We start from the raw sequence: 18,244 nt of genomic DNA, 5'->3' as shown, positions 1-18,244 counted from the left end.
GGATTCGGGATGCTGTGCCCGGAGACATGAACGATCTGCGTGTGCAGCGAGCGACGAGATGGACGCTGCTGGCGCTGAGCGTGGCGCTGGCCATATGGCGGCTGCACCCACCGGGGGTGGACTCGCTCGGTTTTTCCACCGCCCATGCGATGGCTCATCTGCGGATCATCGCCGCCGAGCCGCATCCGGCCGGATCAGAACGACAGGCCCTGGTGCGGCAATACCTGATCGCACAACTTGAATCTTTCGGATACCAGGTGCAGACGCAACCGTCTCGCCAGAAGGTGCTGCGCCGTCGAAGCGGATACGAGAATGAGGTCGATCTGGTCAACGTGATGGCCAGACGCAGCGGAAGCGGGCAGACGGATCGCGCGGTCATGCTTGTGGCGCATTACGATTCCGTCCCCGGCGCGCCCGGCGCCGGCGACAACGCAGCGGCGGTGGCGGCGCTGCTGGAAGTGGCAAGAATCCTGGCACAGCAGCCGCTGCGCAACGATCTGATCTTCCTCTTCACCGACGCCGAGGAGTTCGGGCTGCTGGGGGCGCGAGTCTTCGTCCGCGAGCATCCCTGGGCCAGCGATGTCGCCGTCGTGCTCAACTTCGAGGGGCGAGGTTCCAGCGGGCCATCGATCATGTTCCAGACCACCGCAGGCAACGGCTGGCTGATCGACCTGCTGGCGCGGGTCGCACCGCACCCGGTTTGCAGCTCGTTCACATTCGACGTGTACAGGCGCCTGCCCAACGACACGGATTTCACGGTCTTCCAACGCCACGCGCAGATGCAGGGGATGAATTTCGCGTTCATCGACGACTGGGCCAACTACCACCGCAGCACCGATGACATCCAACGCCTGGACCCTGCCAGCATGCGGCATCACGGATTGCAGGCACTGGCGCTGGGCCGGGCGCTGGCGACGATGGATCTGACACATCTGCCCGGGACGGAGGATGCGGTCTACTTCGACGTGTTGTCGCTTGCGGTGGTGCGGTATCCGATGCGCTGGGCGTTGTTGCTGGCGATAGGGCTGGGCATCGTGACGGCGGTCGTGCTCGCCGGAGCGGTTCGGCGCAGCCGGATTCGAGGGCGCGGTGTGCTGGTCGGCCTGGGCATGATACTCATCAACATCCTCCTGGCCGTGGCGTTGAGCTGGGGGATCGTGAAACTGACGCACAACGTGCGACTGGAGCGTTTGGCCGATGTGACGATCGCAGGCTACACGCTGCTGGCCATGCTGACGGCCGCGGGCATGCGGCGGATCTTCCGCCGTACCGGCTGCGCCGAAATCAACGCCGCCGCGCTGATCGTCTGGACAATTCTCAACTTCGTATTCGTGATGCTCGCGCCGGGCGGCAGCTACCTGACGACCTGGCCGACGCTGCTGGCCACGCTGAGTCTGGCGTCACAAACGCTGCCTCCGGCGCGCAACTGGCCGCGGTCTTCCTGGCTTTTCTCCATGCTCGCGTCGATGCTGATCGTGCTGCTGCTCAGCCCCGCGATCTACATCGCCTTTCTCGGCCTGACCCTGCGCATGGCGCACCTGATGCTCGTCCCGATGGTCCTGGGCCTGTGGCTGCTGCCGCCGGCATCACGGCCTTGTGATCGCGAAGTCGTGGGCGCCGCTGATCAACGCGAAGTCTAACCGCAATGAACACGAGGCAGCGGCACATTAAAACTGCTTCAGGAACCGCACATCGTTCTCGACGAACAGCCGGATGTTGTTGATCCCGTACTTGCGCATCGCGATCCGCTCGATGCCGAAGCCGAAGGCCCAGCCGGTGTAGATCTCCGGGTCGATCTTGCAGGCGCTGAGCACGTTCGGATGCACCATCCCGCAGCCGCCCAGCTCGATCCATCGCTGCTTGTCCTCGAACCAGACATCGCACTCGGCCGACGGCTCGGTGAACGGGAAGAAGCTGGGGCGGAAGCGCACCCTGGTGTTCTGCCCGAAGTAGGCGTGAACGAACTGCATGATGGTGCTTTTCAGATCGACCATCGTCACGCCTTTGTCCACGACCAGCGCCTCGAGCTGGTGGAACATGAACAGGTGGGTGTCGTCCACAGTATCCGGGCGATACACCCGCCCGGGGATCACCACCCGGATCGGCGGCTTCTGCGTCTCCATCACGCGGATCTGCACCGTGCTGGTCTGCGTGCGCAGCAGCATGTTGGACCCTTCCAGATAGAAGTTGTCCAGCGGATCGCGCGCCGGATGGCTGGCGGGGATGTTCAGCGCAATGAAGTTGTGGAACTCATCCTCGACCTCCGGCCCGGAGGCGACCGAAAAGCCCATTCGCCCGAAAAGCTCGGTCAGCTCATCGGTCACCTTCATGATGATGTGCTTGTTGCCGATCCGGGGGCGCAGCCCCGGCTCGGTCACGTCTTCAAGGATGCCGCCGGTCAGCTCCGGGGCGGCTTGGGAAAGCTGGGCCTTTCGCTGCTCGTAGGCTGCGCTGACTCGATCCTTCAGGGCGTTGACGCGCTGTCCGACGGCGGGCTTGTGTTCGCGCGGAACCTGCCCCAGCAGCTTCATCAGGTTCTTGATCAGTCCGTTGGCGCCCAGGAAACGGATGCGGAACTGCTCCAGCTCCGCCGGGGAGCTGGCTGCGGCCAGTTCAGCGTCGGCCTGCTGCTGAACCTGGTCGATCTGCTCGAAGATCTGCTCAACGGTTTCCGCTGTTGCCATGGTTTGCCTTTCTGGCGTTGCGTTTGTGGGGTAGCATTGTTCAAGCCCCCGCGGCACGGGTCAAGCCGCTTGACCCGGACACCCCCCAACTCCTTGACAGGGAGGCGCGATGGATCTGTCCAGGCTTCCGCGACTGTCCAAAACCGCCAGAGACGCCGCCGGGCAACAACCGGCTTCGCCCCACGCAGCTCAACCGCCGCCTGTTCAAAAACCCGATGCTGCTGCGATGCCTCTGGGACATCAGCAGGTCGAGCCACGCGCTGAATCGTCCGGTCCGGAGGCGTGGATCAGCATCGCGATCGGGCTGATCATCCAGTTGATGTCCAGTCGCTTCTGGTCGTTTGTTTTCTCAGGGCTTTTCGGCACGCAATTCACGTGGAAGTTCACCGACGCCAGCGGCGCGCCGCTCGCCTACACGCGGACCGTTTTCTTCCTGGGCGATTTATCGATGGTGTCGTTCGGCATGGTGCTGATCCTGGAAGGCGTTGTCTTTCTGTTCGCGCGCAGCCGGGGGCTGTTGCTGGCGGCCTTTGCACTGACCTGTGCCACCACGCTGCTGAACCTGTGGTACGTGCTGCTGATGATGCAGAAGGGATACGGGCTTCAGCTTGTTTCAGCGCTGGCGGTGGCGTTCGGCGTGTACATCGCGATGCACCAGTGGCGAATGATCGTTCAGCTTCATGCGCATCGCGATGCTGGCCGCGCCTGAGCGGCGCAAAAAAAAGCCCCGGACGCGGGGAAGACGTCCGAGGCTCAGGGGGGGTAGGGTGCCTGTGAGTCGCGCCGCACGCCGCAGCGTTGTGCTTCCACCGTCAGGTCCGTGCGACGCACTCGTTGTTTCGGGTGTCAGTTGGCCAGCCCTGTCATGCCCGGCCCTGCTCTGTTCATTATACCAAACGCGCCATGGGCGTGTTTTGTTTCAGGCAATATGAACAGGCTTTTTTCAGACACTTTTAGTGTAGGCAAGTTAGCCACCGCGATTTCAAGTGTCGCGTTAGAAATTCCTGATGAATTCGTAAAGTGGAGTTCTCCGAACTAGGTGGGTTCTTCCGGACCGAGGCAAGACTACAGACAACGTGCCTCGAGGCAACTGATGGGTTATTGCGGCCCAGATGCCGAGGCCGAAGCGGGGGCGTTCAGCGACCCGACCGTCCAGCGGACCGACCAGCTTGCCTTGCCGCCTGCCGGTACACGCGCTGCGGATCCGTCGTGCAATGATCGATCCAATTGATCAAATCGTCCGGTGGTCGGTTCGATCGCGAAGTGCCTGTGCCCCTGCCAGCCGCCAGTGTTGATCCACACGCCCCAATAAGCGCGGATCTGGTCCGGTGAACTGTACTCGATCTGCAAGCTCCGCCCGCCCCGGCGAGTCGGATAACGCACCACCGCCGGTGCACCGATCGCATCGACGGAAAAAACCTTGCGTCCGATCTTTCCGGCCAACTCCAGCGGTCGCGACAAGTCCTCCCCCAGAGTGTCCATCGGCCAGGTAAACGTTTGATCGTACTGTCTTCCCTCGGCATCGTGGCTGAGCCGGTAGCTGCCCGGGGGCAGCTCCAGCTCCACCGGCGCGTGCAGCGACGACAACGCATGCATCGCCCACACAAAATGAAAGTCGAACGGCGCCAGGTTGCTGAGCACGTATTCGGCGATCAGACTCGGACCGTCCAGCCACAGCTTGCGGCTGAGCGTGTAGCCGAACCGCAGTCCGTGCCATTCGGTGCTGATGCCCTGCCGCATCGGCACTGCCGCGGCCGGAATGCCCCACAGCTCGCCGTGGTCGGGAATGGTGATCCCCGTGTACGGATGACTGGGATACGGGCCGCTGGCCACGGCAGGGAAACATTCGTCCCAGCCGGCGTAATAGCTGTCGCCGTAGGGCTTGTCGTACGCAGGGGCAGTGGGGAATTCTGAAGGATAATCGAACAGAAGCTCGTATTCGTCGGCTTTGTCAACGATGGAAAGAACCTTGCCCCCGAAGTGCGGGTAGACCTCGACCCGCAGAAACTCGTTCTCGATCGTCATCGGCAGCGACATGCTGGCAACCACTTTACCCGTGATCCATGAGGCTGGCTACTGTGGGACTGACGAGCCTTGCGTGGCAGCGGTCGTCGGCGCCGCGGTGGGGGGCGGGGCAGCGGGAGGCTCAACGGCCAGCGGCTCGGCGCCGCCGGTCGCTTGCGTGCTGGGTTGCGTCGTGGCGCCGGCTGGATTGGCAAGTACATAGATCACCACATCGATCAGCTCCGGCTGAACGCCAAGCGTCGTGGGGCCGGTGATGGCGGACTTCGCCACGGAGGCCGTCATCGTGGCGGGCGGCGATGCCTGTTCGCCGGGCGCCGCCTGGCCCTCGGCTGGCTGCGTCGTGGCGATGGCAAGATTCTGTGCCGCAGTGGACTCACGCACCGCCGATTCCGCTGGCCGGCCCAACTCCCTGGTCGCCTGCTCCATCTGTCCCGCCGGCTCAACCGTCTGTGCAGCTTGGGGGGATTCGGCGGCGAGCCGACCCGGCTGCGGATACTGCTGCTGCAAGGGATGATGCAGTGTCAGCGATTCTTCACCAGCAAGCTCGATCGTGCCCAGCCGATTCGCCGACACCTGCCGTGCCCGCGGACCCAACGCCACGCTGACGGCCTGCAACTGCTGCGGCGTCAGCCGACGCGCTTCAAATCGGTTGGCGATCTGCTGCGGCGTGATCGCGCCGCTCGGCATCACGGAAATCGCATCGCTTGTGACCAGCGTTGCACCTTGCCCCGCCTGCCCGCGATGCACGGCCTGGCGGTCTTGCTCCAGCCGCTGCTCGGAAAGCTGCGCCGGTGACTGCACGACCTGCGGTGGTCGCGCCTGTGTCTGGGCCGGCGGCGATGATACCTGCGACGCATCGGGCTGTTGCTCGGTTGTCTGGCCGGGTTGCGGGATCTGTCCAGCTCCGCCGAGTGCGGTGCCCGTTCCCCAGTCGCCCTTCATCTGCACCTGCTGTTGCTGGAATCGCGAGCCGTGGATGGCCTGTTGCTGGGCCGCGCCCAGCTCCAGCGGCGGGGGCAGGGGGTCTACCTGGGCAGTCCAGCTTATTCCGTTGTCCCGCAGCACCGTCTCCAGATGTCGCTGCGTGCCCTGCGGATCATCGGTGCGAACGACATACACCAGTGGCGTCTGCGCCCCGCCGGTGGCGCCGTCGATCTGGCCGAGAATCTGATCCGTAACAGTCTGCCTGAACATCTGCTGCCCGGCGGATGCGACGTTCGACACCACCTGATTCTGTGGCGCGCTCGGTTCCTGAAAGGCGCGTCGCTGCTCGGTTTCGGCCGCCGCCAGAGGCTCCTGAGTCGCCGTGCCGCCCTTGCCAAGCAGCGTGGGCGCCGCGTGGATCTCTGGTGTGTCGGCGATCTTCGCGGAGCGCGAGGCGGCATCCACCATCGCGGTGTGCTCTGCCGGCTGCTCCGCATCGCCAGTCATCTTCTTGTCGGCTCTTTCGGCGGTTTCATCCAGCAGGGTCGTGGCCGATGGCTCCAGCGGCGAAGGTCGCAGGTCGGCAATTTCCGGCAGACGCTGATTGGGGCTGGGCAGCAGTTGAATGATCACGGCCAGCAACGCTCCCAGCAGCACCAGCACCGCCGCCGCCATGCGAAGCTGCCGCCAGTGCCCGATGCGTCTGGAGGCGGCCTGCACTTCGGCATCGACGTCGCCCAGGAGCACGGCGCGTTCGAGCTGCGCCGTGAGCGATTCGGCGATATCCGGCGGGGCCATGGCGCGCGGCAATTGCCGCAGAAGCTGACGCTGCTGGATCAGCTCCTCGATAAGCTGGCGGTGCTGCGGGTTGCTGGACAGGTGCATCTCGATCTGAGCACGCTGCGCCTCGTCAAGCTCCCCGTCCACATACGCCGCCAACTTCGCCTCGATGTCCTCGGTCCTGGCCATGGTTCGATCGATTTGCGATTGGCGGTTTTTGATTTTTGATTTCCACTGCGGCTCGACTCACCGGGCCGCTAACCAAATCGCAAATCAAAAATCAAAAACCGAGACTCATTTCATATAACTCTTCAACTCGTCCCGCAGCGCCAGCCGGGCGCGAAACAGCCGGCTCTTGAGCGTGCCCAGCGGCAGGTTGAGCACTTCGGCCATCTGCTGATAGTCAAAGCCCTCGATGTCGCGCATCACCAGCACGGCGCGATACTCGGCGTCAAGCCGTCCCAGCGCCGCCAGCACCTGCTGATGCAGTTCGCTTTTCTGCACGTTCTGGGCGGCGTCGTCGGCATCGTCGGCCAGGCGATCCAGCAGGCGCGTGGGGTCTTCGCCTGCCGCGCCGCCGCGCCCCAGCCGCCCGTTGTCGCGTTCCACTCCGCCGCCACCGTCCAGCGAGAAGGTGCGATGCCGCTGCACCTTGCGGAGCTGGCTGATCGCCAGGTTCATCGCGATGCGAAACAGCCAGGTGTACGGCTGGGCTTCGCCGCGGAAGCTGTCGATCTTCACCAGGGCGCGGGTGAAGGTTTCCTGGGCCAGCTCGCGCGCCTCCTCGGGGTCGCCGACCATCCGCAGGATCGCGTTATAGAGGCGATGCTGGAAGCGGACGACGATTTGCCCGAACGCCGCGCGATCGCCCTGCTGGGCGAGGCGGAACAGTTCCCCGTCGCCGGGCGACGCCGCTCCGGCCAACGCCTGCCCGGCGGGCAGGGGCGCCACGCCGCTCAACTCGCCGCCACTGGCTCTGGGCGGCAGATCGGCCTCGTATTGGGCGCCGCTCAAGCTTGACATGGATTTCGACGCCGGCAGGAACAAAAGGTTCTTGGGGTTCTTGCGGGGAAGTCCGCGGGGGACACGTCCTTTGCGTTCCCGCGAACGCCGGCCATCCGTGGCCGATCCCCTGTCTCAAGGTCCCATAATGCACATCCGATGAGAGGACGTCAATGACATCGAGTCCCAAACGCAAAGGCTCTCCCGAGGTGCGGCGTGGAGGAGGACTTCCGCAGCCATCAGCCCGCGGCGCGCAAGCCGCCAGCTCGGAAGGCTCTTGCTCCCGCCGCATCCCAGCGATCCAGCTCCCTATGGCCTATTCCCTCCCTGCACCTTCGCCAGCGCGTCGTCATACGCCTGGCCGAAAAGCTTGCTGTGCCGCGCGATCATCTCCTGCGGCGTGCCCAGGTCGTATTCGTCGGCCATCTTCCCGAACAGCTCCGCCGCCATGGAGGAGAGCACGTCCTGCGAACCCGACCCGGCCCGAAGCGGATCGCCCTGGTTCACGAAGGCGTTGTCGATCAGGGCGTAGTCGGTGGCGTTGATCGGCGCGGCGTAGTCGAAGTCCCCGTTGATCCAGTCTCCCAAGCCGTTGACGTAGCCGTTGTCGATCTGCGAGTAATCCGTCGCGTCCACGACGCCGTTCAAGTCTGCATCTCCCATGTACGTGAACTTCACCAGGATGTCCGTCACGCCAACCGACTGCCCGGCGAAGGTGCTGTAGACGGGACCGGACCCGCCGACCTGCGACAGGTCGTTGAGGATCACGCCCAGCCCGTAGAGGATGCTCTGGGCGGTGTCGTTGTCCGCCTCAGCCTCGGTGCTGCGGATGCCGCTGCCGAGCCATTCGTCGCCGCCGCTGTTCTCGAACCCCGTCTTGAGCAGCGCGGTGATCGACGAGAGGCTTCCATTCTTCACGATCAAGTCGTTGTCATTCAGGTCCAGCGCCCCCGTGCCGGAAATCGTCAGGCCCGTGACGGTCAACACCTTGTCCGCGCCGGTCGCCAGCGTTGCAGTGCCTCCCGTGCGGATGGTCAGGCTGCCGATCCGCTGGGTCTCGCCGAAGAAGAGGCTGGCGGTGTGGGAGTTGTCGTTGTTGACGCTCACCGTGTCGTCCCCGCTGCTGTCCAGCAGCGTCACGGCCACCGGCGACACGTTGAAGGCCGCGTCGCTGTTGCCGCCGGTGATCGTGTCGGCTCCGTTGCCGGTGTCGAGCGTGATCCCCTCGCCGCTGCGCAGGATGGCCCCGCCAAGTCCGCTGGCGGTGAGGCGCGTGTCGATCCAGCTCGCGGTCGTCGCGCTCTGGAACGTGAAGTTGTACGTGTCCACCGCGTAGGTGCGGGCGGTGTTGTCGCCGCTGGCGGGCTTAAAGGTCAGAGTGTCGGTTCCACTTCCGCCTTCCAGCACGCCCTGCTGGAGCACGCCCGTGACCTCGAACGTGTCGTTGCCGTTGTAGCCGTAGGCGATGATCTGGCCCGAAGGACTGTGCGGATTGCTGGGGCCGGCGACGCCGTTCTTCGTGACGTTGACGCCGCTGCCGGAGACGATCAGTTGAATCGTGTCAACTGAACTACCGCCCCCGATGATCAAGTCGCCCGCCGCCATCCCCACTCCAGCAAACTCTCGCTGGCTGTCGTTCGCTACCTCCGTGCCAATGTCGGGGCTGTTGGCCCCGGTGCTGATCTCGATGCCGTCGGCGTCGTTGTATTCCCAGTTCCAGATGTGATTGCCGTCCACCTTCAGATCGAGCGAAGTATGGAGGACAATGGCAGACCAAACTCCGTGAACAGTGTTGAACTGAACTTTGCAGTTGTTGCCGGCACTGGTCCCGCCAGCGACTTCGATGCCGCGTCGAACCTCTTGCGATGGATCTCCAGATGAATTCCCCTCCTCCCCATCAGGCGTCCGAGTCGCGGAGACCTCGTTATACTGGATGAGCGTCCCAGTGACGTTCGCGCCTCCCGGAACCACCGAAATCCCAAAGGTTGAGTCGTCACGCTCATAGAAGTCGCGGACCTTGTTGTACTCAACCGTGAGGTCAACCGAGCGGTTTCCCTGGATCTCGATCCCCATGCGACGCACGTGGCTGATGGTGTTGCGGCGGACCACCACCCCGACGATTGACCCGGCCTCCCCGTGCTGTAGCAAGATGTGCATCCCTTCGTTCACGTCCACAAAGGTGTTGTCCTCAATCATCACATATTTGTATTTGCGCCCCGATTCGAGGTAGATCCCGTTGTCCCCATGGATGTTCTCGAATTTGTTATCTGCGATCAGAAGAGACGGATTCTGGCCGTCGCTGCCCACGAAGTCGCCGGCCGTGTTGAAGAGCATGTTGTAATGCTGACCACCGGTGCGCCCCATGTTGCGAAACCAGTTGCCGGTGACAGCGATGTTGTCGGCGGTCACGCCGGTGACAGTGTCGGATACCAGCCAAATTCCCTCGTGCTCGAAGACGAAATTGGTGATGGTCACGTCATTCGGGTCGTTGTTATCCAGTCGCCACACCGCGTGCCCCAGGCTGGGAGTGCCCGGGATCGGCTGGTTGATGATGGTGTCGTTCGTGCCATCCGGAGCGTTCGCGCCGGTGTACGTGATGTCGGCAGGTAGAACCAAGAGCGGGTTGGTGTACGCGAAGATGTACTCCCCCGTATCGCCGTCCGGCTCACTGAACTGAACGGTGTCGCCCGCCTGTGGCCTTGGGTTTCGCGTGTGCAACAGCCAGTTGATCGCGGCGTAGTCGTCGGTGGAGTCGTTCGGAAGCGGTGTTGAGTATGGCCCACCACTGTACAGCGACGAATCTGAAACGTACCACGTAGCCAGCAGACGCCGCGTCTCCAACGGTTGGACGCACAGAGGCGTCCGGCGCGGGCTGCGGCAAGGGTGCACCCGCGAGCGTGATGCAGGAGCATCGTGGATGGCGCGCGTTCGAGACTTCAGAGAGCGCGTACCGACATTGGTGGCGGAGGTGCGCATGGCATACCGTCCTTTCCTGTTGTGCATCGTGGAGCGGAGGAGGCAGGAATCCTGCGTCAGCTACAAAGGCAGCCAGTGTCAACGGCAACGCTCAGAAACCGAAGCCAGAGCCGGACGCGCGATGCGGTTGAATGGGTTTGAACTGGTCGCGCGTTCGTGTGCCCCCGTCCCTGCGAACCGCGCACCCCCGCGCACGACCATATAGCAGGACTGTAACATCCAAAAGAAAAAAAAATGCAAGAGAAAAATCCGGGTTTTCCAAATTTTTCTGGTGTCATAGAGCCCGATGTTCTATGCTATTAGGATGCCATCCACTTTAGTTTGAGCTTAGGGGTGCTTCATGATCCACTCCTCCACTTCCCGGATCGATTTGCTCGAATCACGCATGCTCCTCGCAGCGCAGCCCGCGGGGTGCGAATTCCAGATCGGTGCAGCTTTCGGATTCAATTCGGCGGTGGCCAGTGACGCAGACGGCAACTTCGCGGTGGTCTGGTCAGCACCGGGGCCGAGCACGTACCGCGCGCAGCTTAGGCGCTTCAATGCTGCCGGGGTTCCCTTGGGCGATCCCGTTTGGCTCAGCAACTCCGCAGAGGCCGGGGGCACCGACGAGCGAGAAGTCACCATCGCCATGGATGCCGACGGCGATTTCGTCGTTGTCTGGAGACAAGGGTGGTATCCGGGCACGGTTGGCGATTCGGACAGTAACGCGATTGTCGCACGTCGCTTCAACGCGCAGGGCGACCCGCTGGGTACTTCGTTCCACGTCAACCAGTACACCCCGGACCGTCAGGTTGAGCCGTCAGTGGCCATGGACGCCGACGGCGATTTCATCGTCGTCTGGCAGAGCTGGTCCCAGCCGCCAGGAGGGGACACCTACGACATCTACGCCCGCCGCTACAACGCTGCCGGCGCGGCGCTGGGCGACGAATTCCGCGTCAACCAGAACGCTTTCTACCGACAGCAGGAAGCGGACGTGGCGATGTGGGCCGACGGCAGGTTCGTCGTCACCTGGGTCAGCTACACCGAAACGGGGCTAGGGGCGGTGATGCTGCGCGCCTATCGCGCCGACGGCACGCCCCTCATAGACGAAGAAATTGCGTCCACATCACCCGCGCTGTTCAGGCCCGCCGTCGCTGTCGCGGGCAACGGAAACGTGATCGTCACCTACATTACCGCGTTCCCGCAGGATTCCGGGATCGCAGCCAACGTGTTCGACAAGAACCTGTCGCCGTTGAGCGGGCAGATCCACGTCAACGCCGACAGCGGTGGAGAGACGCCGGACGTGGCGGCGCGGGACGACGGCGAGTTCGTGGTCGTGTGGGACGCGCAGGGCGACGACCTACACGCGCGAGAGTTTGACGCCACCGGTGTGCCGCGGGGAGGTCAGTACCGCGTCAACAGCGCCACGGCCGGGAGCAACGCCTATCCCGCCGTGGCGATGAACCCGGACGGAGATTACGTCGTCACGTGGACGAGATACGAACCCGACTCCGGACCCCGCACCATCATCGGCCAGCGGTTCGCCCATCTACCGACGGTTCGGGCAAGCTCGTTCGGATTCGACGCCGCCCCGCAGCGGCTGGTGTTCACGTTCAGCGAGAACGTCGGCGGCAGCCTCAGCGCATCGGACGTGGAACTGGTGAACCTGACGACGGGCGAGCAGATCGACCCAGCGAAGGTGGCGCTGAGCTGGGACGCGGCGACGTTCACGGCCAGCTTCAGCTTCCCCGGCCTGCCCGGCGGGGTGCTGCCGGATGGCCGCTATCGCGCCCGCTTGCCCGCAGCTTCCATCGCCGATCCGGGCGAAAACACAATGACGAGCGACGCGAGCATGAGCTTCTTCTTCCTCGCCGGCGATGCAAACCACGACGCGCGGGTGGATCGGGATGACCTGAGCCTTCTCACAGCGAACTGGCAGCAATCCCCGCGGTCGTTCAGCCAGGGGGATTTCAACTACGACACGCGAGTCGATGCGCGGGATGTGCTCATCCTGGCCAGCAACTGGCGCGATTCACTGCCGCTTATCCCCGAGTGGCGCAAGCCGTGGAGCATATCGCAGCGATCTCACTTCGGGCCGGGCGAGGGGTTGGGGGATGTTGTTGATCTGGTAGCGAGTGAAGCGTAGCTCGCCGCCCTTAACAGAGCCTGGGAAAGATACCGCTGGTTCGTGGGTTTAGGCCTATCCAGTACGCTGGTGCGTTCTGTGCCGACTATGCAGGCGCGCACAGCAAGCGAAAGCACGTCATGTCCCGCGGCGTCTCTGTCGTGTTGGCGGCCTGCGGTGGCTGGGCCGGTCATGGCTGAGAATCTCTTGCTCCCCCAGCGCACTGGTGGCATCCTATGGTTGTCACAACACGGGTAACGGCACCGGAGCTACAGGAGTAGAGAACATGCGCGGACGTGCAGCCTCGTCGGGGGCAGGTCGTACCTTGCCAAACCTCACCAGGATCGAGCGTCTGGAAGGCCGGGTGTTGCTCAGCACGTTTACCGTCACCAACGTGAACGACACCGGGGCCGGGTCGCTGCGACAGGCGATCCTCAGCGCCAATGCCAACCCTGGCGCGGATGTGATCGAGTTCGACATCGCCGGCGCGTCGAAGCTGATCCGCGTGGCCAGCGCGTTGCCCGCGATCACGCAGGACCTGCTGATCGACGGGACCAGCCAGGACGGCTACGCGGGCAAGCCGCTGGTGGAGCTGACCGGCGGGCTGATCGCCGCCGCCAACACGCCCGGGCTGCGAATCACCGGCGGGGCAGTGACGATCAGGGGTCTGGCGATTACGGCGTTCAGCGGCGACGGGATCGTCATCACTTCGCCACAGGGCGCGACGATCCAGGCGAACCACATCGGCATCGACGCCACCGGGCGGCGTGCCCGCGGCAACGGCGGAAACGGCATCTTCATCAACGGATCGCCCAACAACCTCATCGGCGGCACCGAGGCCGGCGAAGGAAACATCATCGCCTTCAACGGCACGAAGCTGACCGACGCCGCCGGCGTGCTGATCGCGGGAAGCACTGCGGTCAACAACCGCATTCAGCGCAACTCGATCTTCAACAACAGGCGTCTGGGGATCGATATCGCGCGCAGCGGCACGGCGCCGGACCTGATCAACCCCGCGGACGTTGGCGACGCAGACAGCGGGCCCAACAACCTCCAGAACCAGCCGTTCATGACGTCGGCGACGGTGACGATCAGCAGCACGCGAATCATCGGCTCCCTGCGCGGCGCGCCCAACCAGACCTACCGCATCGAGTTCTACGGCAATGATCCGGTCAGCGGCGGACCCAGCGTGCAGGCCAAGACATTCCTGGGCGCCGGCAGCTTCACCGCCGACGCCAGCGGAAACGTGACGATCGACTGGACCGGCCCGACTTCCACCAGTCAGCTCTACACCGCGATCGCCACCGATGCGGCGGGGAATACATCGGAGATCAGCCTGGCGGCGCTGGGCAGCGCGGGGATCATTTCCGGCACGGTATGGGATGATCTGGACCTTGACGGGATTCGCGACGCGGGCGAGCCGCTGATGGCCGGGCGGGGTGTTTACATCGACAAGAACAACGACGGGCGATTCACGCTGGGTGAGCCGACGGTGCTGACTGATTCCAAGGGGACGTACAAGCTGCCCGATCAGCCGCCGGGGCGAGTCGTGGTGCGCGTGGTGCCGGCGCCGGGTCGGCGACTCACCGCGCCGCGCGCGGGGTATTACGTGCTGAACCTGCCGGCCAGCAAGACCAAGGGGCGGGATTTCGGCTTCACCACGACCATCCTGCTCGGCGGCACGGTCTACAACGACGCCAACGGCAATGGCCAGCGCGATTCCGGTGAAGCGGGATTGGCCGGATTCCGCGCGTTCATCGACGGCGACCGCGATGGGGTTCTCGACAGCAATGAGTTCCAGTTGGACACCGACTCGCTGGGGAATTTCCGCTGGGCCGGACTGTTCGCCGGTACCTACTATGTGAGGATAGCGCCCAGGGCCGGCTACAACTTCACCGCGCCGCTGCCGCCGGTGATCAAAGTAGTCCTGGCTTCAGGGCAGACCAAGACCCGGCTGCTGTTCGGCGTTCGGGCAGTGTAGGCCAGGGACGATCGCATCGGCGGCGGTAGGGACAGCACCGGAGTTTTTTCACCATGCCACAAACCGCTGCTTCGACCTGCCGTTTTGAATCGCTCGAGTCGCGCCGGCTTCTGACCAGCACCATCACCGGCGTGGTCTTCAACGACACCAATGGCGACGGCGTCCGCTTCTCGGGCGAGCCGCTGCTGGCCAATCAGACGGTCTTCATCGACACGAACTTCAACGGTCGGCGTGACAGAGGCGAGCCAACACGCACCACCAATTCGCAGGGCGTGTACAGCTTCACGAATCTGCGCGCCGGCGTGTACCGGCTGTTCGTGGTCGTGCCCTCGGGCTTGCGTCAGACCCGCCCGGGCAACCGGGCGTTTTACGACGTGGCGGCCAACGGAATCGACTCGCGACATACGCGGATCGATTTCGGGCTTTCGACCACGGCGCTGGTCCGAGGCACGGTCTTCAACGACCTGGATCGTGATGGCGTGCGTGACATCGGCGAGAGCGGCGTGTTCAATGCCCGCGTCTTCATCGACCGCAACAACAATGGCCGCCTTGATCGAAACGAAATCTTCCGACTCACCGACCGCAACGGCAACTACGCGATTGCCCTGAGGCCCGGCACGTACAATATCCGCGTGGCCAACCCCACGGGCACGGTTGTGACCGCCCCGCCGGCGAAGGTGTATCGACTGACTCTGGCCGCCGCCCAAATTGTCACCGCCCGCGACTTCGGCATCGACAGCTAAAGCGGCCATTCCCATAGCCTGTGATGCCGGATGTGATGCCCCGCAGGAGGTGCAAAACGTGCCGGATTGCTTTGACAGGCCGGTCGGCAAGGGCGTAGGCTAAACGCCCATCTCATGATCCACCGCAAACCACTCGCACACACCGTTGGCCGTCCGCGCGGAAGGCGCCTTTGGATTGGGATGCTGCTGCTGGCCGGGACATCGTGCCTGAACCTGTTCACGGGGCAGACCCGCGCCGGGCAGATCACCGATTCGGGCCTGCAAGGTTTCATCAACGGCCAGTTCCTCGACGGCGGCAGCAATCTGTACGTATCGGCGGCGGGGCGCATGCAGATCATCAACCGCTGGGATCTGAACGGCGACGGGCATCTGGATATCGTCATGCCCTCCGGCCACGCCCACACCGAAAAGGAAGACACCTACATCTACCTGAACAACGGCTCGGACATCGACGGCCGGCGGCGGATTGTGCTTCCGGCCAACGGGTCGCGCGACGGGCTGGTGGGCGACTTCAATCGCGACGGCTTCACCGACATCGCGGTGTGCAACGGCGACAACGGCATCCACACGAAGACCAACGCCTACATCTATTACGGCGGACCGAATGGCTTTGGCGCGATCGAGGGAAACGGGCCGGGGCAGCGAACGACCCTTCCGGCCTACTCGTCCAACGCCATCGCCGCCGGCGACTTCAATGGCGACGGCTGGACCGATCTGGCGATTGCCTGCCAGTGGCAGGCGGGAGATCCGGTCGATCCTGCCGGACCGAAGCTCAGCTTCGTCTATTACAACGGCGCGCAGGGCTTTGATCCCCGGCGACGGATCGAATTCGATGCCAACGAGGCGATCCTCGCCGCAGCGGCGGGGGATGTCGATGGAGACGGGCGATGCGACCTGGTGCTGGCCACGGGCAAGAGGCTGACGATCTGTCTTGCCGCCAGGAACGCGATTGAGGATGCATCGGCGCGCACCGAGCTGCCGATCGGAGCCAGGTCGGTGGCGATTGGCAATGTCACGGGCGATTCGCACGCGGACCTGGTGCTGTGCTCGGGCGAACAGGTGCTGGTGCTCATCGGGGCTTCGGATGGTTTCAGCCCGGAGCGCCGGTTCGCGCTGGAAGCGAAAGCTCCGATCGACGTGGCGCTGGCGGATTTCGATGGCGACGGGCGCACCGACATCGCGGTGGCCAACCACACCGGCGCGGATGGCGCGCCGTGGATCAGGTCCTTCGTCTACTACTCCGACGGGGGCAACTTTGCCTCGCGCACGCGCGTCGAGCTTCCCTCGATGGGCGCCAGCGCCGTCAGCGCCGGCGACCTGGACGGCGACGGCCGGCCGGAACTGGTCTTCTCCAACCAGCGCGTCACCAACCAGTACTGCATTCCATCGTGCGTGTACTGGAACCGCGGCGGCAGCTTCGAGTCGACGGCGCGCACCGAGCTGGAGACACAGGGCAGCGTCGGAAACGCGATCGGCGACCTCAACAACGACGGCAGGCCGGATGTGGTCTTCTTCAATTTCGAGGGCAACTTCCGCGACGGCGCGTCCTACTCGACCATCTACTTCGGCGACGGCACGCGCAATTACTCCCCGCAGCGCAGCATCAATATCCAGACCCACTACATCACGTCCGTCGCCCACGCCGATCTGGACGACGACGGCAGGGTGGACCTGATCCTCACCCAGAGCCGGTTCATCGGAGGCGCCGATGAACAGATGTTCAATTCGCTGATCATCTGCTGGGGCGAGGATCCAACCTATCGCCTGCGGACTCGCCTGACGGTGGACAACATGGCCGGCGGGGTACGCGTCGCGGACCTGAATCGAGACGGACATCTTGACCTGATCGTCGGTGCGATCTGCGCTGATGAGTCCGATCCGCAGCGCAAGGCCGCCGGCCTGCCGGTTTTCTGGGGTTCAGCCAACGGCTTCAGTCAGCGCAACAGGACGTTGATCACTCCCGTGGCCGAGTATGCGCGGGTGCCGCTGCTGGCGGACGTGAACAACGACGGGTATCTGGATATGGTCACGCAGGTCGAGTTTGGGTCGATCGACTTCTGGTATGGATCATCGCAGGGGATCGCCACCATGCCCGGCAAAAGGCTGGATCTGGGGCGAAAGGACAACCTGGTGTTCATCGATTCGGCCGACCTGAACAAGGACGGCTGGGTGGATCTGATCCTTCCGTGCCGTGCGATCGGCAAGAACGCCGAAGTCTCGTCGTTCGTGTATTACGGTTCGCCGGCGGGATACTCCAACGACCGCCGCGAGCAACTCCCCAGCAAGGGCGCGTATGAAGTGTCGGTGGCTGATCTGGACAATGACTCATGGCTGGACGTGTTCATCACCAGCTACAAAGGCAACTTCGCGCGGAACTTTCCTTCGACGATCTACTGGGGCAGCGAACAGGGGCTGTTGAAGCGCAAGCCGACGGATATCCCGACGCTGGCGGCGTCCGGAGTCGAAACCGCCGACTACGACGGCGACGGCTGGATCGACCTGTTGATCTCCAACCATCGGCTGGATGGATCGTCGAACAGGCCCGGGCCGCACGATCACTACACGCATTCGATGCTGTACTGGGGCGGCCGGGAGGGCTTTTCGCCGCAGCGGCGGTGGGATTTTCTTGCCAATGGCCCGCACGCGATGAACGTGCGCGACGTGGGCAACGGCATCGACCGCGGACTGTACGAGGACTACATCTCCGTTGCGCGGCAGCTCCCCGACGCGCAGCAGCCACTTCAGTTGCAGTGGGATGCCCACACTCCGCCGGGTACCAAACTCGCCTTTCAGATTCGGCTGGCCGAGTCGAAGGATGCACTGGCTGGGGCCGCGTGGACCGGACCGGACGGAGCAGGCTCGTGGTATACGCAAAGTGGCACTCAGATTGCGCGCGAGCCTCGGCAATCGGGCGCGTGGATTCAGTATCGCGCGCGGCTGAGCAGCTCCAACGGCGGCCCCACGCCGTATCTGAAGTCGGTCACGATCCGGACCGGGCAGTGACCCGGTCAACCGCGGCGCGGGT

General features: G+C 63.9%; 11 protein-coding genes. 6 read left to right on the top strand and 5 right to left on the bottom strand.

Annotated features, from left to right (window positions below; all coding sequences use genetic code 11):
- The first annotated feature begins 26 nt into the window (after nt 1-26).
- Nucleotides 27-1,640, top strand: a complete 1,614-nt coding sequence (locus ACQS5P_RS06865; RefSeq protein ID WP_428940160.1) for a M20/M25/M40 family metallo-hydrolase — start codon at nt 27-29, stop codon at nt 1,638-1,640.
- 27 nt (nt 1,641-1,667) lie between these two features.
- On the opposite strand, the gene ACQS5P_RS06860 is transcribed toward ACQS5P_RS06865, so the two are convergent.
- A complete protein-coding gene (locus ACQS5P_RS06860) occupies nt 1,668-2,684 on the bottom strand; it encodes a phenylalanine--tRNA ligase subunit alpha (protein WP_428940159.1) in 1,017 nt (338 codons plus the stop codon).
- 226 nt (nt 2,685-2,910) lie between these two features.
- Between ACQS5P_RS06860 and ACQS5P_RS06855 the strand changes: the two genes are divergently transcribed.
- Nucleotides 2,911-3,393, top strand: a complete 483-nt coding sequence (locus ACQS5P_RS06855; RefSeq protein ID WP_428940158.1) for a hypothetical protein — start codon at nt 2,911-2,913, stop codon at nt 3,391-3,393.
- 389 nt (nt 3,394-3,782) lie between these two features.
- Here ACQS5P_RS06855 and ACQS5P_RS06850 read toward each other — a convergent pair whose 3' ends face one another.
- The 4 genes from ACQS5P_RS06850 to ACQS5P_RS06835 all read right to left on the bottom strand — a co-directional run bounded on the left by ACQS5P_RS06850 (nt 3,783) and on the right by ACQS5P_RS06835 (nt 10,256).
- Nucleotides 3,783-4,721 carry a hypothetical protein gene (locus ACQS5P_RS06850; protein ID WP_428940157.1) on the bottom strand — a complete coding sequence of 313 codons (939 nt, stop codon included), beginning with the start codon at nt 4,719-4,721 and terminating at the stop codon, nt 3,783-3,785.
- Between the two features lie 36 nt (nt 4,722-4,757).
- The gene (locus ACQS5P_RS06845) at nt 4,758-6,602 is read right to left on the bottom strand and encodes a zf-HC2 domain-containing protein (protein ID WP_428940156.1); all 1,845 of its coding nucleotides are present in this window, start codon (nt 6,600-6,602) and stop codon (nt 4,758-4,760) included.
- A 105-nt stretch (nt 6,603-6,707) separates the two neighbouring features.
- Nucleotides 6,708-7,436 carry a sigma-70 family RNA polymerase sigma factor gene (locus ACQS5P_RS06840; RefSeq protein ID WP_428940155.1) on the bottom strand — a complete coding sequence of 243 codons (729 nt, stop codon included), beginning with the start codon at nt 7,434-7,436 and terminating at the stop codon, nt 6,708-6,710.
- Nucleotides 7,437-7,724: 288 nt separating this feature from the next.
- Nucleotides 7,725-10,256, bottom strand: coding sequence for a hypothetical protein (locus ACQS5P_RS06835; RefSeq protein WP_428940154.1), 2,532 nt, complete (start codon nt 10,254-10,256; stop codon nt 7,725-7,727).
- A 589-nt stretch (nt 10,257-10,845) separates the two neighbouring features.
- Between ACQS5P_RS06835 and ACQS5P_RS06830 the strand changes: the two genes are divergently transcribed.
- The 4 genes from ACQS5P_RS06830 to ACQS5P_RS06815 all read left to right on the top strand — a co-directional run bounded on the left by ACQS5P_RS06830 (nt 10,846) and on the right by ACQS5P_RS06815 (nt 18,222).
- Nucleotides 10,846-12,516 carry a hypothetical protein gene (locus tag ACQS5P_RS06830; protein ID WP_428940153.1) on the top strand — a complete coding sequence of 557 codons (1,671 nt, stop codon included), beginning with the start codon at nt 10,846-10,848 and terminating at the stop codon, nt 12,514-12,516.
- A gap of 265 nt (nt 12,517-12,781) precedes the next feature.
- Nucleotides 12,782-14,476, top strand: a complete 1,695-nt coding sequence (locus tag ACQS5P_RS06825; protein ID WP_428940152.1) for an SdrD B-like domain-containing protein — start codon at nt 12,782-12,784, stop codon at nt 14,474-14,476.
- 53 nt (nt 14,477-14,529) lie between these two features.
- Nucleotides 14,530-15,219 carry an SdrD B-like domain-containing protein gene (locus ACQS5P_RS06820; protein ID WP_428940151.1) on the top strand — a complete coding sequence of 230 codons (690 nt, stop codon included), beginning with the start codon at nt 14,530-14,532 and terminating at the stop codon, nt 15,217-15,219.
- Between the two features lie 180 nt (nt 15,220-15,399).
- Complete coding sequence (locus ACQS5P_RS06815; protein WP_428940150.1) at nt 15,400-18,222, top strand: FG-GAP repeat domain-containing protein; 2,823 nt, start codon at nt 15,400-15,402, stop codon at nt 18,220-18,222.
- Nucleotides 18,223-18,244: the final 22 nt, after the last annotated feature.

The sequence above is a fragment of the Fontivita pretiosa genome, assembly GCF_050410795.1.
In the GTDB taxonomy this organism is placed as follows: Bacteria; Planctomycetota; Phycisphaerae; order Tepidisphaerales; family Tepidisphaeraceae; genus Fontivita; species Fontivita pretiosa.
This window is presented reverse-complemented; position numbering and strand designations above follow the sequence as displayed.